General features: G+C 45.4%; 20 protein-coding genes. 9 read left to right on the top strand and 11 right to left on the bottom strand.

The window, feature by feature from the left end; translation table 11 throughout:
* Positions 1-139: 139 nt before the first annotated feature.
* Complete coding sequence (gene radA / locus R7070_RS11810) at positions 140-1,519, bottom strand: DNA repair protein RadA (RefSeq protein ID WP_005386443.1); 1,380 nt, start codon at positions 1,517-1,519, stop codon at positions 140-142.
* 136 nt (positions 1,520-1,655) lie between these two features.
* On the opposite strand from radA, the gene R7070_RS11805 reads away from it, so the two are divergent.
* Entirely contained in the window at positions 1,656-4,004 is a 2,349-nt protein-coding gene (locus R7070_RS11805; protein WP_062730463.1) for a PilZ domain-containing protein, read from the top strand.
* Positions 4,005-4,068: 64 nt separating this feature from the next.
* Here the strand turns inward: R7070_RS11805 and serB are convergent, their stop codons facing one another.
* Positions 4,069-5,049: a phosphoserine phosphatase gene (serB, locus tag R7070_RS11800; protein ID WP_005386439.1), complete on the bottom strand. Its 981-nt coding sequence runs from the start codon at positions 5,047-5,049 to the stop codon at positions 4,069-4,071.
* A 91-nt stretch (positions 5,050-5,140) separates the two neighbouring features.
* Between serB and R7070_RS11795 the strand changes: the two genes are divergently transcribed.
* Positions 5,141-5,746, top strand: coding sequence for a YtjB family periplasmic protein (locus R7070_RS11795; RefSeq protein ID WP_005391677.1), 606 nt, complete (start codon positions 5,141-5,143; stop codon positions 5,744-5,746).
* A gap of 96 nt (positions 5,747-5,842) precedes the next feature.
* Here R7070_RS11795 and deoD read toward each other — a convergent pair whose 3' ends face one another.
* The 4 genes from deoD to deoC form a co-directional block, all read right to left on the bottom strand.
* Positions 5,843-6,562 (bottom strand): purine-nucleoside phosphorylase, encoded by a 720-nt coding sequence (deoD, locus tag R7070_RS11790; RefSeq protein ID WP_005380140.1) that lies wholly within the window; start codon positions 6,560-6,562, stop codon positions 5,843-5,845.
* A 143-nt stretch (positions 6,563-6,705) separates the two neighbouring features.
* The gene (locus R7070_RS11785; protein WP_017820430.1) at positions 6,706-7,926 is read right to left on the bottom strand and encodes a phosphopentomutase; all 1,221 of its coding nucleotides are present in this window, start codon (positions 7,924-7,926) and stop codon (positions 6,706-6,708) included.
* Positions 7,927-7,994: 68 nt separating this feature from the next.
* Complete coding sequence (gene deoA / locus R7070_RS11780; RefSeq protein ID WP_062730462.1) at positions 7,995-9,323, bottom strand: thymidine phosphorylase; 1,329 nt, start codon at positions 9,321-9,323, stop codon at positions 7,995-7,997.
* A gap of 97 nt (positions 9,324-9,420) precedes the next feature.
* Entirely contained in the window at positions 9,421-10,197 is a 777-nt protein-coding gene (deoC, locus tag R7070_RS11775) for a deoxyribose-phosphate aldolase (RefSeq protein WP_005380133.1), read from the bottom strand.
* 90 nt (positions 10,198-10,287) lie between these two features.
* Here deoC and R7070_RS11770 point away from each other — a divergent pair, with 90 nt between their 5' ends.
* Positions 10,288-10,422, top strand: a complete 135-nt coding sequence (locus R7070_RS11770) for a hypothetical protein (protein WP_005391675.1) — start codon at positions 10,288-10,290, stop codon at positions 10,420-10,422.
* A 358-nt stretch (positions 10,423-10,780) separates the two neighbouring features.
* Here R7070_RS11770 and R7070_RS11765 read toward each other — a convergent pair whose 3' ends face one another.
* The 5 genes from R7070_RS11765 to R7070_RS11745 form a co-directional block, all read right to left on the bottom strand.
* Positions 10,781-12,064: a NupC/NupG family nucleoside CNT transporter gene (locus R7070_RS11765; protein WP_005380131.1), complete on the bottom strand. Its 1,284-nt coding sequence runs from the start codon at positions 12,062-12,064 to the stop codon at positions 10,781-10,783.
* A gap of 204 nt (positions 12,065-12,268) precedes the next feature.
* Entirely contained in the window at positions 12,269-13,042 is a 774-nt protein-coding gene (locus R7070_RS11760) for a TatD family hydrolase (protein ID WP_062730461.1), read from the bottom strand.
* On the bottom strand, positions 13,029-13,226 hold the full coding sequence (locus R7070_RS11755) for a DUF5363 family protein (RefSeq protein WP_062730460.1): 198 nt from the start codon (positions 13,224-13,226) through the stop codon (positions 13,029-13,031). Before R7070_RS11755 ends, R7070_RS11760 begins: the two co-directional genes overlap by 14 nt.
* A gap of 94 nt (positions 13,227-13,320) precedes the next feature.
* Positions 13,321-14,910, bottom strand: coding sequence for a peptide chain release factor 3 (gene prfC / locus R7070_RS11750; RefSeq protein WP_005391671.1), 1,590 nt, complete (start codon positions 14,908-14,910; stop codon positions 13,321-13,323).
* A gap of 256 nt (positions 14,911-15,166) precedes the next feature.
* Positions 15,167-15,814: a LexA family protein gene (locus tag R7070_RS11745; protein ID WP_025441476.1), complete on the bottom strand. Its 648-nt coding sequence runs from the start codon at positions 15,812-15,814 to the stop codon at positions 15,167-15,169.
* A 117-nt stretch (positions 15,815-15,931) separates the two neighbouring features.
* Between R7070_RS11745 and R7070_RS11740 the strand changes: the two genes are divergently transcribed.
* Genes R7070_RS11740 through R7070_RS11715 form a run of 6 tightly spaced genes read left to right on the top strand, consistent with a single transcriptional unit; the run spans position 15,932 to position 19,118 of the window.
* Entirely contained in the window at positions 15,932-16,183 is a 252-nt protein-coding gene (locus R7070_RS11740; RefSeq protein ID WP_000451746.1) for a helix-turn-helix domain-containing protein, read from the top strand.
* Positions 16,184-16,238: 55 nt separating this feature from the next.
* Complete coding sequence (locus R7070_RS11735) at positions 16,239-17,108, top strand: hypothetical protein (RefSeq protein WP_169628576.1); 870 nt, start codon at positions 16,239-16,241, stop codon at positions 17,106-17,108.
* A complete protein-coding gene (locus R7070_RS11730; protein WP_318132057.1) occupies positions 17,095-17,757 on the top strand; it encodes a DUF6475 domain-containing protein in 663 nt (220 codons plus the stop codon). The genes R7070_RS11735 and R7070_RS11730 overlap by 14 nt, the downstream gene beginning before the upstream one ends.
* Entirely contained in the window at positions 17,744-18,292 is a 549-nt protein-coding gene (locus R7070_RS11725; protein WP_169628575.1) for a lytic transglycosylase domain-containing protein, read from the top strand. Before R7070_RS11730 ends, R7070_RS11725 begins: the two co-directional genes overlap by 14 nt.
* A complete protein-coding gene (locus R7070_RS11720) occupies positions 18,289-18,588 on the top strand; it encodes a flagellar transcriptional regulator FlhD (protein ID WP_000210563.1) in 300 nt (99 codons plus the stop codon). Before R7070_RS11725 ends, R7070_RS11720 begins: the two co-directional genes overlap by 4 nt.
* Entirely contained in the window at positions 18,585-19,118 is a 534-nt protein-coding gene (locus R7070_RS11715) for a FlhC family transcriptional regulator (RefSeq protein WP_000566753.1), read from the top strand. The genes R7070_RS11720 and R7070_RS11715 overlap by 4 nt, the downstream gene beginning before the upstream one ends.
* Positions 19,119-19,344 lie beyond the last annotated feature (226 nt).

Raw genomic sequence — 19,344 nt, 5'->3', positions numbered from 1 at the left:
GGATGGAAGAAAAAAAATTTTAACGTGAAATTTCCGTCCCCAAAGCATAGTCAAACACAGCAATTTATGTACTTTATTCGCATTTTATTGAGGACGGATAGAACAGTTTGTGATTGCACAAATACCATTCTTATGAGCATTACAGCTCGTCAAAAGCCTCTATAGCTTCCGACAATTTCTTAACGCCGTGAATTTGCATGCCAGGGATGCCACCTTTCGGCATGTTGGCTGCTGGCACGATGGCTTTCTTGAAACCATGTTTGAACGCTTCATTCAAACGCTCTTGCCCACTTGGCACTGGACGGATTTCGCCCGCAAGCCCTACCTCACCAAAAATCACCACATCTTTAGGGAGTGGACGGTCACGAAAACTCGATAAAAGCGCCATAACTAAAGCAAGATCAGCGCTCGTCTCCGTCACCTTAACACCGCCAACCACATTAACAAAGACATCTTGGTCTGCCATTTGTAAGCCACCATGCTTATGCAACACAGCGAGCAAAAGTGATAGGCGGTTCTGCTCCAAGCCGACCGCAACACGACGAGGGTTGGCTAACTGCGAGTAATCCACCAGCGCTTGAATCTCTACTAGTAGAGGGCGCGTGCCTTCCCAAACCACCATGACTGAAGAGCCTGATGTTTCTTCTTCACCACGAGAAAGGAAGATCGCTGATGGGTTACTCACTTCCTTCAATCCTTGGCCTGTCATTGCAAATACACCAAGCTCATTCACAGCACCAAAACGGTTTTTATGACTACGCAAAGTGCGGAATCGGCTATCCGTTCCACCATCGAGTAGTACCGAACAGTCGATAATGTGTTCAAGAACTTTGGGGCCCGCAAGGGTACCATCTTTTGTTACGTGACCAACAATAAATACCGCAACATTATTCTGTTTTGCGTATCGTGTCAGAGCCGTCGCAGATTCACGTACCTGAGCAACACTGCCAGGCGACGATTGAACATCAGAAACGTGCATCACCTGAATCGAGTCTATTACCATTATACGAGGCTGCTCTTTTTCGGCGATTTGGCAAATTTTGTCGACGTTCGTTTCCGATAGCATTTTTAAATGATCTTTCGGCAAGCCCAATCGGGAAGCACGCATTGCCACCTGCTGTAACGACTCTTCACCGGTTACGTAAAGCGTTGGCATTTGCGCAGATAAACTACACATGGTTTGCAACAGAAGGGTTGATTTACCTGCACCAGGGTTACCACCAATCAAAATTGCGGCACCTGGCACAACACCACCACCCAAGACGCGGTCAAGCTCTTTAAACCCACTGGTGAAGCGAGGTACTTCTTGCAGATCAATTTCGGATAGCGTTTGAACCGTAGCTTCTGTTGCGGAACCAGCGTAGCCGCTTAAGCGTTCATTGCGAGCAACGGTTGGCGATGCAGCGATACGTACTTCTGTTATCGTATTCCATGCACCACATGCGTTACACTGCCCCTGCCAACGGGGAAAGTCCGCGCCACAATCATTACAAACATACGCTCGTTTTGCTTTCGCCATGATGCCTCAATTTTTTCTACAAATGTGACTAAGCACAGCCAAGTCAGACCTGAACTGAAATGAACTATTGATATACTTAAGTATTACTTCGCTTAGCCGATACAATTTAAAGTAACGACATACTCTAACAGAAATAATGCAGCAATCTGAAATTCTCTCGCTCGCAGAACGACTCATTCCCGTTTACGGTACGAATGACTTTGACTTTGTCCTTGGCCAACTGACCGAGGAAGAGCCGCCTTCGGCCAAAATTTTGGTTAAAATGGAACTTAACCGCTTAATGGCTCCATGCAAAAAAAGCATTGATTTGCGAGGTCGCGTTCAAGGCGAATGTCGCGAGTATATTTTGGATGGCATTCCACATTGGTTGGATGATGTTGCTTTCAACGCTTACCATAAAAACATCAAAAAGTTTGGCTGCTACACGGAAGGAATGTGGGAAGCATTGGTCAACACGCGAAATAACTTTCGCGTAATGAGCAAGCGCCTTACTCAGCAAAAAACGCAATCGTTAACGGATCCTAAAAGCCCGTTCTTAGCAGAACCCGTTCACCTAGGCTACGATTTAAAGCGCCAAGAAAAACGCTTGAAAGTCCAATCTCAAGTTGAAATTTGCCGTTCTAAAGGACAGCTTCTTCATGGATTAAGCATTGATTTATCTAGCTCTGGCGCAAAGTTCAAAGTCCCTAGCGCATTTAAATATAACCTTGGGGAAATTATTCAGGTCACGTTTACTGAATTTGCCAGCAAATCTAACGTTGCAGGTATAGAGAAACCGCTTGCATACCGCATACTCGCGGTTGATGACTGTTACGAAAATGACTCAGTTCGATACCTCAGAACCATACGCTTAACTGACACCAATGTCGTCACCAGAGTGATAGATGAAGCGCTCAACAGTGCAGCTAAAAGGGCTCGTCACGACAATCAAGACAAGATTATTCGAGCTCGAACTCGCGGTTATGAGCACATCGCACTAAAGCACACCAGCAGCTTGCCTCTATTCTTTGATGGTAGTGACCTAAAATTAGCAATGTTAACGCCAAACAATCAAAAGCTTTGGCAATACTGGCACGATGAGAGAAACCAGCAAATGTTTGGTTCCTTATTCAACGAGCAACGCATCGCGTCACTCATTAAGCCTGGTGTGAAAGGAACAACCAATGTCCTTTATTCATTTACTCACGAGCACGAGAATCGAACCTATTTCTATTCGATGTTTCGCCCTGAAGCAACTCGCGAACAGCGCCAGCTATTTTGGCATTTAGGTGGCAAACGAGAGAGTTGGCGCGCCTTTAGAATTTCAATCTTTGAACTATCTGAGCAAGAACAGGAAGACCTAGCAGCATTCTCTCCAGAGTTGGCAGAAACGTCTCAATCACTGACTCATATTGGTATTTTGCAAGAAATTGCTGACGAAAAATCAGGGCAGGATTACCTGCTAACTGAAAAGCCGCGCTTACCCGCTAATACATTAAACGCGTTTCGCCATCCGAGAAGAGTTATCGGCAATCCAAAGGGCATTTATTTTGATGCAAAGTCTCGTCGAAAAGAGCCTCGTTATCGTTTTAAAACACCTTTAGAGTTGTACTCAGGACAAACTAAAACAGGCGGCTGTACTGTTGACCTTTCCAAACGAGGACTCGGAATTAGGCTAAGTGAGCCCACGATGTTACGTTCTGGGCAAGAGGTAAGAATCAACTTTCGAGAATTACAACTCTACGATAAAAAATTGCCGTTAATGTCGGTGCCATACCGAGTAATTCGTGTAAGCCCAGATGGTTGTAGCGTGCAGCTAGTTATTGATGAAAGCAGCCAAACCATGAAGGTAATCGCTTTTTTCAATAGCATTATCGAGCACAATCAAGACAAGCTAATCCCGCAAAAAGAAACGCTACCAAGTAATGCTCTACTTGAAAGGCTGCACTGCATGTTGCTCTCGCGTACGCTGAGCACGCCCATTTTTATCAGTAAGAGTACGTCATCTTCAATCAAAACCCCCGTTATCGGGGTGAACTTGCCGCTACCTAAACACATTGAGCTTTTTGCCCGTCTTGGGCATGACCAACTGTTGTCACTTGAACCTATCTTTAAAGGCCGGACAAGCACATTAATCGCAGAGCCAATAAAACGTGTAGAAGGTGCTCAAGCCAGACATCAGGATATCTACATAAGCGCCGCAAAAGTAGGCAATAAAATTACAGGCATTGAGTCAAAGCTTCATCAAGAGTTCAACAGCGTAAAAGAGCGGATTCAATTTATAAAGAAAGCGCGAATGATGGGTGACTTTTACGTGCTTCGCCTTTCTACTGCACCAATTTTCGATCCGATGACATCATTACTGCAACAAGATTTAAGTGACTTAACCCAATTTGGTGTACATCAAGCGAGCAAGTTAGAAAAAGAGTTGACGGCGCTCGTTGGTTACAGTGAATTTGAAGACATTACTGAAGAGGTTGTAATTAGATTGGAGTTAACCGAGTAAATTCAAAGCCATACCAAATTGAAAAAAAAACACCGCCTTTCTGGCGGTGTTTTTGAATGGATGGTTAAGGTTTAGCTTTCCAGCTAACCTTTTGCTGCTTCACCAATGCGCCAGATAAAATACAGAGCACACCGCCCAACCCAGCAAAGCGAATCGCAGATTGCGCTTGAGCTTCCACTTTTGGTTTTGCGTGATACGCAATCCCTAATCCTGCCACCGACATCATCACAAGATCATTAGCGCCATCACCGACAGCAACCGTGTTGTGCTGCTCAATTTCATATTCATCCGCCAGTTCCACTAGAATGTCAGACTTCATCTGCGCCGTTACCACATCACCAAGTACGTTACCCGTGAGTTTGCCGTCAATAATTTCTAATTGATTGGAGCGAGCAAAATCTAAGTCGACTTTATCTTTGATGTAATCAGAGAAGTAAGTAAAACCACCGGAAGCAATCGCTGTTTTCCAGCCCAAGGCTTTCAACGTCGCAATTAGCGCTTCAAAGTCCGGCATGAATGGTAACTGGGAACGAACTTGTTCAAGAATTGATTCATCGGCACCTTTGAGCTTACCAACTCGCTGACGTAAACTTTGCTCAAAATCCAGCTCACCTTGCATGGCACGTTCAGTGACTTCAGCGACCTCATCCCCTACTCCTGCCAGTTTCGCGATTTCATCAATACACTCTATCTGGATCGCCGTTGAATCCATATCAAATACAATCAACCCTTGGGTTGATAGATCGGGCACTTCATTAAGCGAGGCGTAATCTAGGTTGAGACTTTGTAAGATCGTTTCATGTTGAGGAGTCAACTCTCCGGCCATCAGGGCTACTTCATATTGGCCAACTTTCCACGTTTCTAGTATCGGGTTGTAAAAGCCGGTGAAGAAATCAATGTCTTCGAAGTGACTTGGCGAAAGGTACTCAGCAAATACGATCCAGTTTGCTTTTGCTTTATCTAATTGGGAGGCAAATCGAGTCTCGGGTAATCGTTTTAAAAGTGTCGTATGTTTTCTGATAGGCAAGCTTTTTGACGCGTCCATGTATATAATCCCTTATGACTTTGCTAAAACGTTACCTCAACAAACTAAAAAGGCAAGTCTTTGTTTTATTTTAAATGGATGAGTAAAGAGCATGAGTGAATCTTTGTTCTCAGTAAGGAATGCCCTAAGAATTCTGGCACTAATCCTACTGTGTGTGATGTTGTTTATCACAATAAAAAACAGTGTTGTGATCAGTAAGGGTAATGAGAAAATTCAAGCACAACAGCTTGAAACGCTCACCAAAGTTTTGATTTCACAGGCGTCTCTTTCTGCCAGTGAGATGATTTTAACTAAAGATCAAGAACGATTACTTCAGCTAACAAACCAGCTAGCACAAGACCGTTTAGTGTTTGATGCAACAATCTACGATGCACAGGGTGTACGTTTAGCGTCTAGTGAAGAGGCATTATCGGTACGCGAAGTTCTTGGCCTGGATACGCCTTTGGCAACAGCTTCCATTGGTCGCCAGCAGTTGGTTGAACCAGTTTTTGCAGATGGTGCGCTTATCGGTTTTGTTCGCGTGACCTTTGAGACGGGCCGGGTGACGGCTATTTCTGACCACCACTATCGCAAGAGCGATCGTTATATGTACATGATGGTCTTAATGAGCTTTGTCTGTGGTATGTTGTTCATCTTGATTTTACGTCGACAACCGATACGTCGTAAAAAAGCGCCAAACCTGCTGCTAACCAAGTAACTAGGTAGCGCTAATAACTCATATAAAAACAGCCCGCAATGTGCGGGCTGTTTTTTTTAGCTCTTGAGAGCGAAAAATAGAATGACTCTTCGTCGCTTACTCTTCGTCACCAAGCAATACTGAATCTAGTGCGATTAGCATCATGTCGTTGAATGTCGTTTGACGCTCGTCAGATGTAGTCTGTTCGCCAGTCTTGATATGATCAGAAACCGTACAGATTGTCAGAGCTTTTGCACCGTATTCTGCCGCAACACCGTAAATACCAGCCGCTTCCATTTCAACACCAACAATGCCGTACTTGTCCATTACATCGAACATTTCTGGATCTGGCGTGTAGAAAAGCTCTGCTGAGAATAGGTTACCAACTTTAACGTCAATACCGCGAGCTTTTGCAGCGTCTTCTGCCGCACGAACCATGTTGTAGTCTGCGATTGCCGCGAAGTCATGACCTTTAAAGCGGATACGGTTCACTTTAGAGTCAGTACATGCACCCATGCCGATCACAACATCACGCACTTTGATGTCTTCATTCACTGCGCCACAGCTGCCAACACGGATGATTTTCTTCACGCCGAAGTCTTTGATTAGTTCAGTCGCGTAAATCGAGCATGATGGGATACCCATACCGTGGCCCATTACCGAGATCTTACGGCCTTTGTATGTGCCTGTGTAACCAAACATATTACGAACGTCACACACTTGAACGACATCTTCAAGGAAAGTCTCTGCGATGTATTTTGCACGTAGTGGATCGCCAGGCATCAGTACGACGTCTGCAAATGCACCCATTTCAGCATTGATATGTGGAGTTGCCATTTTCTTTTCCTTAACCTTTCTCTAGCGCTCCGCGCTTAAGGCGATATAAGCCAGAGTATTCTCATTTCCGACAAGCAGCATTTACATACTGCAAACATAAAACTAGGAGCAATCAAGCTCCTAGTTTTCAAAAACCTAACTAATTATAGGAAGTTCTTACCGTAATCCATTGGAGAAGTACCGAAGTAACTTGCCAATGTTTGACCGATATCTGCGAATGTTTCGCGGCGGCCAAGAGAACCAGCTGGTACTTTTTGACCATAAACCAATACTGGGATGTGCTCACGAGTATGGTCAGTACCTGGCCATGTTGGGTCACAGCCGTGGTCTGCCGTTAGGATAAGCACATCGTCTTCTTCCATAATCTCTAGCACTTCATTGATGCGACCATCGAAGTACTCAAGTGCCGCTGCGTAACCCGCTACGTCACGACGGTGACCGTAAGCTGAGTCGAAGTCTACAAAGTTAGTGAATACGATCGTGTTGTCGCCCGCTTCTTTGATTTGCTCTAGCGTTGCTTCGAACAATGCAGGGATACCTGTCGCTTTCACTTTCTTAGTGATGCCGCAGTTTGCGTAGATATCAGCAATCTTACCAATAGAAACCACGTTGCCTTGCTTCTCATCAACGAGCTTCTGAAGAACCGTTGCTGATGGTGGCTCTACAGAAAGATCACGACGGTTACCTGTACGCTCAAATTGACCTTTACCAGCACCAACGAATGGGCGCGCGATAACACGACCAATGTTGTAATCTTCTAGCTCTTCACGTGCGATTTGGCAAAGCTCTAGTAGACGGTCTAGACCGAAAGTCTCTTCGTGACATGCGATTTGGAATACAGAGTCAGCAGACGTGTAGAAGATTGGTTTGCCAGTCTTCATGTGCTCTTCACCAAGATCGTCAAGAACTTGAGTACCAGACGCGTGACAGTTACCTAGGAAACCGTCAAGACCTGCACGCTCAAGAATGCGGTCAGTCAATTCTTTCGGGAAGCTGTTTGCTTTGTCAGTGAAGTAACCCCAGTCAAACAGAACAGGAACACCTGCGATTTCCCAGTGACCAGACGGCGTGTCTTTACCTGAAGAAAGCTCTGCTGCATGACCGTATGCACCAATGATTTCAGCGTCTGCGTCTAGTCCAGGTGCGAAGCGACCTGTCGATTCTTTATGCGCCATTGCCAAACCAAGTTTCGATAGATTTGGAAGGCGAAGTGCACCTTGGCGATTGTCGTTATCTGCTAAGCCTTTTTCACATTGGTCAGCGATGTGACCTAGTGTGTCTGAACCTACATCACCAAATTCTTTAGCGTCGGCAGTTGCACCGATACCGAATGAGTCTAGTACTAAAATAAATGCTCTTTTCATTGCTCGTTCCTTAGGCCCACTCGGCTTTTTATTATGGTTGAGTAGGCCTTGTGTAATTACTTGTTCTATTAGATATCTTCTGCACGAATTTGGCGGTAAACCTCTGGAGTTGGTGTGTATTCACCACCTACTTTGATTGCACTGCGCAGTGCTTTTGCCGCTTCTTCCCATTGCTCTTCAGTGCGAGCGTGGATGACCGCAAGAGGTTTATCACTGTCTGCGACCTCACCTAGGCGGATGAACTGGTCGAAACCAACTGCGTAGTCGATTTCATCAGTAGCAACACGACGACCACCACCCATAGCAACCACAGCCATGCCGATAGCACGTGTATCCATTGCAGAGACAATGCCCGTTTCTGTTGCGTAAACTGGCTTGATGATTTCTGCTTTTTCTAGGTAGTTGTCGTAGTTTTCTACGAAGTCCGCGGGGCCGCCTAAGCCGGCAACCATCTTGCCGAAGCACTCAGCCGCTTTGCCGTTATCCAGCACTTCCATCAGTTTTGCGCGTGCGTCTTCTGTGTTCTCAGCAAGCTTGCCAAGTACTAACATTTCAGCACATGAAGCCATGGTCACTTCAAGTAGACGAGGGTTACGGTATTCACCTGTTAAGAAACGAACCGCTTCACGAACTTCTACTGCGTTACCCGCTGAAGACGCCAATACTTGATTCATGTCCGTAAGAATTGCCGTAGTCTTAGTGCCAGCACCGTTTGCTACCGCAACGATTGATTTTGCTAGCTCTTCAGACGCTTCGTAAGTTGGCATAAATGCACCTGAACCCACTTTTACGTCCATCACTAGCGATTCCAGACCCGCCGCCAGTTTCTTAGAAAGGATCGACGCCGTAATCAGGGAGATATTGTCTACCGTTGCGGTAATATCACGAGTCGCGTAAACACGCTTATCCGCAGGAGCAAGGTCACCAGTTTGACCGATGATCGCCACACCAGCGTCTTTGGTTACCTGACCAAAAACATCATTGCTCGGCGTAATGTTGTAACCAGGGATAGATTCAAGTTTATCCAGCGTACCGCCTGTATGACCAAGACCGCGGCCAGAGATCATAGGTACGAAACCGCCACACGCTGCCACCATTGGGCCAAGCATTAAAGAAGTTACGTCACCCACACCACCGGTTGAATGTTTGTCGACAATTGGACCACCGAAGTTCATGTGGCTCCAGTCGATAACCATGCCCGAATCACGCATTGCACACGTTAAGGCGATGCGCTCATCCATGGTCATTTCATTAAAGAAAATCGTCATAGCAAACGCCGCAATCTGACCTTCAGATACCGTGTTGTTCGCTACGCCTTGAATAAAGAAGTTGATTTCGTCGGCGGTTAGGACTTCGCCGTCACGTTTTTTACGAATGATTTCTTGTGGTAAATACATTAGTGCCTCCCAAGCTCTTTTGAGCCATGGTTGTAGTAGGATAGAAGAGGTTTGGTAGCACCCGTTTAGGTGCTACCGTTCAGACGTATTATTGGAATTAGTACGCTGTTGGATCAGCGACGTCGTCCGATACTTCTAATGTATTTAGTAGGTTGGTTAGCAGGCTAGACGCACCAAAACGGTAGTGACGAGCATCAACCCAGTTGTCACCTAGGATTTCGTCAGCCATTGCTAGGTATGCAGCTGCGTCTTCAGCAGTGCGCACACCACCTGCTGGCTTGAAACCAACAGTTTCTGCAACACCCATGTCGCGAATCACTTCAAGCATCATGCGTGCATATTCTGGTGTTGCGTTTACTGGCACTTTACCAGTTGAAGTTTTAATGAAGTCAGCACCTGCTTCAATACAGATTTGAGATGCTTTCTTGATTAGTGCTTCTTCTTTTAGTTCACCCGTTTCGATGATCACTTTAAGAAGAATATCACCACAAGCCTCTTTACATTGCTTAACTAGTTCGAAGCCTACTTTCTCATCACCCGCCATTAGCGCGCGGTAAGGGAAAACTACGTCAACTTCGTCTGCACCGTAAGCAACCGCCGCTTTTGTTTCAGCAACTGCGATTTCAATGTCGTCGTTACCATGTGGGAAGTTCGTTACTGTTGCAATACGAACCTCTGGCGTACCTTGCTCACGAAGTGTCTTCTTAGCAATAGGAATAAAGCGAGGGTAAATACAAATTGCAGCTGTGTTGCCTACTGCTGTTTTCGCGTCATGACATAGTGAGATCACTTTTGCATCAGTGTCATCGTCATTCAACGTAGTTAGGTCCATAAGTTTAAGTGCACGTAGCGCTGCTGCTTTTAAATCGCTCATTTCTATCTCCGATCAATATTCAAAAAATTCACTACTCAGCCTTACATCACGTCTTTAACTATAATCAACAAGTCGAGACAATGTGAGTAAATGGCTAAACAGTCTATTAATGAACGGACTTGGTTCCCTGAAGACTCGGCATATACAGCGAAAATTTATCATATGCCAATTGCTATCCTTGTCACCGCACAGTACCAGTTTGGCCTATGGCACAACAATCTATGATTGCGGTGTCTTTAATATCACATCACAAAGCAAAACGCCTATTAGATCTGATATTGCAGGGCAATTCATTTGCCCATCGATTATGTAATATTCATTACGTGATTAAGAATCAAGCTTAACCACTATCCTGTGATTAATACATTATAGAGTTTCACCGCAAAACTGTAGCACCAAATAGAGCGCAAACGGTTTGTATCTCAAAATTTCCTAGCCCCTATTCCATTGACTGCGTAATACCTCGACTAAGGCAAACACCCGATGAAATTTTGGAGCCCGAAAAACGAAAAATGCCCCGCAGCAATCTCTTGCTACAGGGCATGATGTAAAACGGCGTCTATATATTAAGAACCGATTCTAATTATAGTGCTGCAAGGCTTAAGCAGAAGCCTGCAATTGTCGCTGCCATAAGGTTAGACAACGTACCTGCAAGAACTGCTTTAACACCCATGCGAGCGATGTCACTACGACGGTTTGGTGCAAGGCTACCTAGACCACCAAGTAGAATCGCGATAGAAGAAAGGTTCGCGAAACCACATAGTGCGAATGAGATGATAGCTGTTGTCTTCTCAGACATTACTTCACCAGTTGCCGCGATTACTTGAGCGTTTTCACCTAGATATGGTGTGAAGTTCAAGTAAGCAACGAATTCGTTCACTACGATTTTCTGACCGATGAATGAACCAGCTGTTACAGCTTCTGCCCATGGAACACCGATTAGGAATGCTAGTGGAGAGAACGCGTAACCTAGGATTAGCTCTAGTGTTAGTTCTGGCATGCCGAACCAACCACCGATGCCACCTAGCATACCGTTGATTAGCGCGATTAGACCAACGAATGCGATTAGCATTGCACCTACGTTAAGCGCAAGTTGTAGACCAGAAGCCGCACCGCCCGCAGCTGCGTCGATTACGTTAACTGGTTTGTCGTCACCGCCGTCCATCGCTTCTTCGATACTTTCGTGAGGCTGGTCAGTCTCAGGGTGAAGGATTTTAGCGAACAGTAGACCACCAGGTGCTGCCATGAATGATGCCGCAACTAGGTACTCTAGTGGAACACCCATAGATGCGTAACCAGCTAGTACACCACCAGCAACAGAAGCTAGACCACCACACATTACCGCGAATAGCTCTGATTGAGTCATTTTTGGAACGAATGGGCGAACAACTAGAGGTGCCTCAGTTTGACCTACGAAAATGTTAGCAGCAGCTGACATTGATTCCGCACGAGAAGTGCCTAGCGCTTTTTGTAGTGCGCCACCAAGAATCTTGATAACCCATTGCATAACGCCAATGTAGTAAAGAACTGAAATCAGTGCAGAGAAGAAGATCAGTGTAGGAAGAACACGGAATGCGAAGATGAAACCGCCGCCGCCGAATACTTCGAACATCTTGTCAGAAACAAGACCACCGAACAGGAATGATGAACCATCGTTACCGTAGTTGATAACGTTAGAAACACCTGAAGAGAAACCGTTTAGTAGATCACGGCCCCAAGGTACATACAGAACAAATGCACCTAATGCGAATTGGATAGCGAATGCGCCACCCACAGTTCTAAAGTTGATAGCTTTTCGGTTGTTAGAAAATGCCACTGCAATCGCAAGAAGCACTACCATACCGATTAGGCTCATAAACAGGCTCATAGTTTATGACTTCCTTATAAGTTATTTATTGGCGTGTTACAAAATGGAGCTATAAAGCGGGGGCAATTATACTCATGCAGAATCAATTAAAGTAATGCCAGCCTCACACTTTCCTATAAGATTCATGATTGATTCAACCAGCTTTGTGAGTTAATTCACAATAAGCAGGAAAACGTTTTCGATTTCAAACCACATCTTTAGATTTTATTCACATATCGAGAAAGCAAAATTGCTATTTTTCCACAGTTGAGAGGCAATCGATTGCTTTCGGCCGTTATGCAACTCTACGAGCTCATTAAAGACGTGAATGAGTTTGGCTGGGTGATTTGACTCCCCTTGATATCCAAGTATAGGCATATCTGGTGCGTCTGTTTCGATTACTAGGTTTTCGAGTGGTAATTTTTGAATTGCGTCGCGTGTTTTCTTGGCTCTTGGGTAGGTAATCGTTCCTCCTACACCGATAAAAAAACCTAATTTGACCCACTCCATGGCTTGCTGATAACTCCCAGAAAAAGCGTGTAGCACACCACCTCTAGGGAGATTCGCCGATTTCACCATTTGAATGAGGCGATTGTGCGCTTTTCGGCTATGTAAAATAACTGGGAGTTCGAAGCGTCTAGCCAGCTCAAATTGAACTTCAAGTATCTTTTCTTGCAACTGTGGATAAACATCAATGGCAAAATCTAAACCACACTCTCCTATTGCTACGCACTGTGGTCCTTTTTGATTTAGATAGCCTTCTAGCTCTGTAAGGTGCTGCTCAACGTTATCTTCAAGAAAATACGGATGAAAGCCGAGCGCATAATACAAATTGGCATGTTGCTCTGCCAAAGTTTGAATACGAGCCCAGTTTTGCGGACCGACGGAAGGAATCAAAATTCTTGCGACGCCTTGCGTTTGAGCAAGCTCAAGTTGATGCGCAAAGTCATCTTGAAACACATCAAAATCAAAGTGGCAGTGCGTATCAAAGAGCTTCATCTTGACGCTTTTGATCTGTATCTGCGGGCAGAAAATCAGAGGATGGTTGGGCTTCACTCTTCTCTTCAGTTTGATGGGCAGGGTCTTTTCGATATGGGACACAACTGCGTTTCTGATCGGGAGTTAACCCCATCTCTTTACACCAGTTGTCGTAACGCTTTAGCCCACGTTTAAACCAATTCATATCTTATCCTTATATAAAAACGCCCTTGGCTAAGTTTATAGCCAAGGGCGTTTTAAAATCTAGTTTGCGTTACGGCTTACCCTAACCGCGCAAATTAGTGCTCACGTGTCGCACGGAAATCAACGTCAGGAAAACGCTCTTTCGCTAAGTTTAAGTTAACCATTGTTGGAGCGATATACGTTAGGTTATCACCACCATCCAATGCTAAGTTCGCTTGATTCTTGCGTTGGAACTCATCCAGTTTCTTCGCATCACCACACTCAACCCAACGCGCAGTTGCAACGTTAATGCCTTCATAAATCGCTTCAACGTTATACTCAGACTTCAAACGAGCCACAACAACATCAAACTGAAGTACACCAACGGCACCAACGATCAGATCGTTGTTCTGTAGAGGACGGAATACCTGTACCGCACCTTCTTCTGATAGCTGAACCAAACCTTTGAGAAGCTGCTTCTGCTTTAGTGGATCTTTCAGGCGAATACGACGGAATAGTTCCGGAGCGAAGTTCGGAATACCAGAGAACTTCAGTGATTCACCTTGCGTAAAGGTATCACCAATCTGAATAGTGCCGTGGTTGTGTAGACCAATGATGTCACCGGCGTAAGCGTGTTCTGCACGTGCACGGTCACCAGCCATAAAGGTTACTGCATCAGAGATACTCACTTGCTTGCCAAGACGAACGTGGTTCATCTTCATACCTTGCGTGTAAGTGCCCGATACAATACGCATGAATGCGATACGGTCGCGGTGTTTTGGGTCCATATTCGCTTGGATCTTAAATACGAAACCAGAGAACTTCTCTTCAGTCGCTTCAACTTCACGTTCAACCGCTTGACGAGTTTTCGGCGCTGGAGCCCATTCAGTTAGACCGTCTAGCATATGATCCACACCAAAGTTACCTAATGCAGTACCGAAGTAAACTGGCGTCAGGTCACCTGTTAGGAACATTTCCAAATCAAACTCAGGGCAAGCACCCATAACAAGCTCAAGCTCTTCTCGAACACTTTCCGCAAGGCCTGCACCAACTTTTTCATCAAGCTCTGGGTTATCGAGACCTTTGATGATTCGAACTTCTTGAATCTCATGACCGTGACCTGATTCGTATAAAATCGTTTCATCACGGTGAATGTGGTACACACCTTTAAATTCTTTACCACAGCCGATTGGCCATGTAATTGGCGCACACATCATGCCCAACTCGTTTTCTACCTCGTCCAATACTTCCATTGGATCACGAACGTCACGGTCAAGTTTGTTCATGAAGGTTACGATTGGCGTGTCACGCAGACGCGTTACTTCCATCAGCTTACGTGTACGATCCTCGACACCTTTCGCCGCATCGATAACCATCAAACACGAGTCTACTGCCGTTAACGTACGGTATGTATCTTCCGAGAAGTCTTCGTGTCCAGGCGTATCAAGTAGGTTTACCAGACAGTCATTGTAAGGGAACTGCATTACAGAAGTGGTTACCGAGATACCACGTTCTTTTTCCATTTCCATCCAGTCTGATTTTGCGTGCTGTGCGTTACCACGACCTTTAACCGTACCTGCTTTTTGGATCGCGTTTCCGAATAAAAGGACTTTTTCAGTAATGGTGGTTTTACCCGCATCCGGGTGAGAGATGATAGCAAAGGTCCTTCGCTTATTGATTTCATTGAGAAAATCTTGGTTTGCCATGTATAAATTCTTTTAGTTTGTACACGGATTTGTACACACTTTTGGAAGTACTCTCTTTTCAGTTCTTCGCTTGTCAAATCCGTCGTGTTAATCGTAATTGGCCGCTATTTTCGCTGATCTTGACTTTATAAACAATCAATGGTTATCTAATCGGTTACCATTTACTCTCAGCGTGCGCCAATGCTCAGTTGTAGCTGTTTGCAATCGTTGCTTCTTCAGCTCATGAACAACTGTGGCTAAACCACAAATTCCTTCGCTACCAGAAATCGATGATAGCTTGTCGTACTACACCGATGATGGTGCAGTTGCCGTTGATCGGTATTGCAGGGTATTGGGGGTTCAAAGGTTTTAGGAACTTCTGTTCACCGTCAATGACCAACTGCTTAAAGGTTGCTTCTTTCGAATCATCCAAACGCGCAACAACCAATGAACCTGAAGAGTAAGGTAACTCAGGATCAACAACGATCACTGCTCCCTCAGGTATGGATTTTTTTCCGCTTGGATTTTCCATACTGTCGCCTTTTACGCGAAGTGCGAAACAACCCTCATGTGCTTTCCCAGTGACTTCACGCCACTCCTCAGCATCTTCATGGGCAAATCCCTCCGCTATTTCAGTCCAATCACCGGCCTGAACCCAGTTAATAAGAGGAATTCTTCCCTTAATATCAGGCCCGACTTCTACATTACCGACCCCCAAGCCAATCTCGCCATCACCTGTGGCGAGCCAATGAGCATTCACGCGAAGCGCCTCCGCGATCTGCATGGTGTAACGAGACCTAGCCGATTTACCAGAGCAAATCTGGCTGATCGACTGCTGTTTGATACCAATGCGACGAGCCAACTCAGACTGAGTCACCCCAGTAAGCTGCAAGGCATGGTTTAGTCGTTCGGATAAAGTTTTCATAAGCCCGTATTCTACAAATAAAACTGTAGCCTTTCAACAATTTTAACTGTTGACTTAACTACAGTTTAAACTGTAACATTCAATCTTGTAACAGTTATTATTGTAACAGGAGACGGTATGGAAGTGTTCAACACGACACAAAAACATCTCCGCCGTGCCATTGACTTGGTCGGCGGGCAATCAGCATTAGCACGAGCCATCAACTCAAAGCAGCAAAACGTCTGGTTTTGGTTGAATAAATCAGGGCGTGTTCCCGCTGAATTCGTTTTACCCATCGAACAAGCTACGCAAGGACAGGTAACCCGATCTCAGTTAAGACCGGACATCTACCCCGAATGCCCAAGCGAGCTGAAAGCCAGTAACCAGTAGGATTAAGGGCAAGTAATGGTCAGCATATTACGTAAACACAGAAGCGAGTACCTCCATGCGTGATTATGGCAAGGTCTATACCCGCTTTTGGCTAAAGCAAAATGTTTTGTCCTGGAGTGACTCAGCGAAGTTGCTAGGACTGTATTTGCTTACATGCCCACATTGTAATTTGCTTGGCTGCTTTCGATTGCCGATTGGTTACGTTGCTTCTGACTTGAACTGTGATGAGCAACAGGTTGCCAAGGCTCTAAATGAGTTAGAACAAGATCAGTTCCTCATTCGTTGCGAGGAATCCGGTTGGACTTTGATTCGGAGCTTTCTGAAGCACAACCCAATCGAAAACCCAAACCAAGGTAAAGCAGCCTTTCGGTTGCTTAAAGATGTACCTGCCGACTTCATTGGTATGGCATCACTTTTGAAATCTCTTGCCGCTTTTCAAGCTCGGCTTCCAGAAGAATTTTCATCATTGTTTATGCCTGATGGCAACCCGGTAAGGGACTCTCAACGGTCGGATGACTCTGAGAGAAGCAATAAACCAACAGTTAAAACTGTTAACCACATACAGTTTGAAGACTTCTGGGATGTACAAATACGCAAAGAAAAAAAAGCGAAAGCCAAAGAAGAATGGCTACGCATGGGCCTCAATGAAGACCATGAACTCGCCTTGGAAGTGCTAACACGCTGGAAAGAGCAACGAGATAACCGATTGCAGTATCAAGATCGGACTAAGACCCCTATGCCACATAACTGGCTTTTAAACCGGCAATGGGAAGACGAGTACGTTCGCATTGATGAAGTACAGCAATCATCGACGAGCCTAAAGGGCAGCAATCACCAATTGAATATTGAAGAAAGCAATCGCCGCATTGCTGAAAGCTGGGCCGGACCAGGTATTCGGGAGGTTCGTTCAAGTGCAGGAGGTTGATAAACGCGAGTTTGCTGAAGTTTGGGGAGCCGCTTGGGCCATGTATGGCAAAAGCGTATCACCACAATTGCTATCCATCGCATTTGAAGCCCTTCGTGCTTATAGCATTGAAGATGTGCGAATCGGTCTAACTCGGCATATTCAATCACCGGATACAGGGCAATTTTTTCCAAAGCCCGCTGACGTCATCAAGCATATCGACGGCAACTCGGGTTCAAGAGCCATGGTTGCTTGGAACAAAGTTGACAAGGCTGTTCGTCAGGTTGGCGCTTGGACATCAGTGATGTTTGACGATGCGCTTATCCACCGCGTGATTTCAGATATGGGTGGATGGGTTGAACTCTGCAAGGTTGATGACAGGGAATACCCCTTTAAGCAAAAAGAGTTTTTAACACGCTACCAGGCTTACTTGCTGCGGGGCGAAGTGGGTGAATACCCAAGGCTATTACAGGGTATTGCCGACCATCAGAACCAGCAAAAAGGATTTGATATGCAAGCGCCTGTTGCCGTGGGTGACTGGTCAAAAGCGGCACAAGTTTACACGAGAGGCATCGCCAATTTTAGCGCAGTGCCTTTAAAAAGAATAAGCCCGAAAGCCATTCAGGCGTTTCTCGGAAATGAATTAGAGGACAAAAATGAAAACGATTAAAGCAAAAACCGTTGCCCTAGTGATAGCCATGTCCGCAAGCACTTCAGTCTATGCGTTTCCGGGCTATCAGTGGGAAAAAGCAGCACAAAGTGTTGGTATTGATCCAGTCATGCTCTACGCCGTTGCCTTGGCTGAGTCAGCCTCACATCGAGGTCTTAACATGACTAGTCCATGGCCATACGCAATTCGCAATGGTTCACACGCAACCTACGCCAAATCTAAGACAGAAGCGGAGCAACTGTTAAACCAGGCACTCCAAGAGAGTGAAAAATACCAGCTCGATATTGGCCTTATGCAAATCAATTTGCATTGGCATGGGCATCGAGTGAGCTCAGCAGATGAACTGCTAGACCCCATCACCAACCTTACTGTCGGCTCCAGTATTTTGGCCGAAGCAATCAAGTCTTCACCAAACGATTTAGAGCTTGGCATAGGCCGCTATCACAGTTGGAACGAAGAGCGTGCACGCTGGTATGGGCAAAGAGTGCTTTCTATCTATCGCAATATTTTACATGAACTGGAGGTCCGTCAATGACAACCAATCAACAAGACTTCTATCAATTAAATTTGGCATACCTACACGCAGCACGGGAATTGGCGCGCATTGATCCGCAAGAGGCAGTCTTGCGCTTTGGACTTACACGCGATGTGGTTGATGCGCTGATTAATGCTGGAGTTGACGACCTGCAACGAGTGGCGACCTCATCATTCATGCTGTTTCAACCAAGGGGTAACCAAAGCCAACTGATTGAGATGGTGAAGAGCAAAGGCACAGGCATCCCAAGAATCGCTTATTTATTATCAACCCTAAACAACAAGGGGGATGCATGATTGATAACCTGTCCAAAAGTGAGTTGTTTACCCGAGCCTCGCTGCTTATTAAATACGGATTTCGAACGACCATTATCGCGCTCGATACAGGTTTGCCAATCCACATTATCAGAAGGCTGCACAAAGAAGTGACTGGCAAGTCACCTTGTCCTGGTCAATTGCCAGAATCTGATGCCATCGTTAAAAGCAGAAGAGCCCTAGTTGAAGGCTCCCTGCTGATGGCGCTTTATGTCAATATTGGTGGTGATAATGTCTACAAGCAATTAAATATCGATGCTTTGATGAAGGCTTACGATGCGTACTTGGTTGCAAGAGAAGAGGCAGATCTTCCAGCTGAGATCCCCTGGAAAAAACTGACCATCAATGAAGGTTGGGTTCTAGCTCGTGATTTAAGATCACAGCTTGCATCCTTACACCGGTGTCGATGCGGCAGTCTGTATTTGACGGTATCTCAACAGCGCATTCAGCTTAAATGTCCTGTGTGCGAGATTATGGCCGAGCAAACCACTAGAGCACTTTTTGAGAACTAACATGCTGATACATGATTTGATTGTGCACCGCCCGTGCACTTTGAGAGTACTAAGAAGATGACAAACTTACTTAAATCTTTACCAGCACGCTGCTGGGTTATTTCACTGGGGCTTTTTCTGGCGACTTTGGCTGTGGCTCATTTTTTTCCGGCTTTGTTGCTTAATTCGATGAGAAGACATGGTAGCCCCATGTTGTTCAGTTCTTAAACAACATACTGAGTTTCAG

This window comes from Vibrio sp. 1557, assembly GCF_033340175.1.
Taxonomy (GTDB): domain Bacteria; phylum Pseudomonadota; class Gammaproteobacteria; order Enterobacterales; family Vibrionaceae; genus Vibrio; species Vibrio alginolyticus.
The sequence above is the reverse complement of the archived record's forward strand: the minus strand, read 5'-3'. Positions and strand labels throughout refer to the sequence as shown.

What these genes read in the sequence shown, in the direction of transcription:
- R7070_RS11735 (WP_169628576.1), top strand. Translation starts at nt 16,239, where the DNA reads ATGCGTGATTATGGCAAGGTCTATACCCGCTTTTGGCTAAAGCAAAAT.
- R7070_RS11715 (WP_000566753.1), top strand. Translation starts at nt 18,585, where the DNA reads ATGATTGATAACCTGTCCAAAAGTGAGTTGTTTACCCGAGCCTCGCTG.
- deoC (WP_005380133.1), bottom strand. Translation starts at nt 10,197, where the DNA reads ATGAGCGATTTAAAAGCAGCAGCGCTACGTGCACTTAAACTTATGGAC.
- R7070_RS11795 (WP_005391677.1), top strand. Translation starts at nt 5,141, where the DNA reads ATGAGTGAATCTTTGTTCTCAGTAAGGAATGCCCTAAGAATTCTGGCA.
- prfC (WP_005391671.1), bottom strand. Translation starts at nt 14,910, where the DNA reads ATGGCAAACCAAGATTTTCTCAATGAAATCAATAAGCGAAGGACCTTT.
- deoA (WP_062730462.1), bottom strand. Translation starts at nt 9,323, where the DNA reads ATGTATTTACCACAAGAAATCATTCGTAAAAAACGTGACGGCGAAGTC.
- R7070_RS11805 (WP_062730463.1), top strand. Translation starts at nt 1,656, where the DNA reads ATGCAGCAATCTGAAATTCTCTCGCTCGCAGAACGACTCATTCCCGTT.
- R7070_RS11745 (WP_025441476.1), bottom strand. Translation starts at nt 15,814, where the DNA reads ATGAAAACTTTATCCGAACGACTAAACCATGCCTTGCAGCTTACTGGG.
- R7070_RS11760 (WP_062730461.1), bottom strand. Translation starts at nt 13,042, where the DNA reads ATGAAGCTCTTTGATACGCACTGCCACTTTGATTTTGATGTGTTTCAA.
- R7070_RS11765 (WP_005380131.1), bottom strand. Translation starts at nt 12,064, where the DNA reads ATGAGCCTGTTTATGAGCCTAATCGGTATGGTAGTGCTTCTTGCGATT.
- R7070_RS11725 (WP_169628575.1), top strand. Translation starts at nt 17,744, where the DNA reads ATGAAAACGATTAAAGCAAAAACCGTTGCCCTAGTGATAGCCATGTCC.
- R7070_RS11785 (WP_017820430.1), bottom strand. Translation starts at nt 7,926, where the DNA reads ATGAAAAGAGCATTTATTTTAGTACTAGACTCATTCGGTATCGGTGCA.
- R7070_RS11755 (WP_062730460.1), bottom strand. Translation starts at nt 13,226, where the DNA reads ATGAATTGGTTTAAACGTGGGCTAAAGCGTTACGACAACTGGTGTAAA.
- deoD (WP_005380140.1), bottom strand. Translation starts at nt 6,562, where the DNA reads ATGGCAACTCCACATATCAATGCTGAAATGGGTGCATTTGCAGACGTC.
- R7070_RS11720 (WP_000210563.1), top strand. Translation starts at nt 18,289, where the DNA reads ATGACAACCAATCAACAAGACTTCTATCAATTAAATTTGGCATACCTA.
- radA (WP_005386443.1), bottom strand. Translation starts at nt 1,519, where the DNA reads ATGGCGAAAGCAAAACGAGCGTATGTTTGTAATGATTGTGGCGCGGAC.
- serB (WP_005386439.1), bottom strand. Translation starts at nt 5,049, where the DNA reads ATGGACGCGTCAAAAAGCTTGCCTATCAGAAAACATACGACACTTTTA.
- R7070_RS11770 (WP_005391675.1), top strand. Translation starts at nt 10,288, where the DNA reads ATGGCTAAACAGTCTATTAATGAACGGACTTGGTTCCCTGAAGACTCG.
- R7070_RS11740 (WP_000451746.1), top strand. Translation starts at nt 15,932, where the DNA reads ATGGAAGTGTTCAACACGACACAAAAACATCTCCGCCGTGCCATTGAC.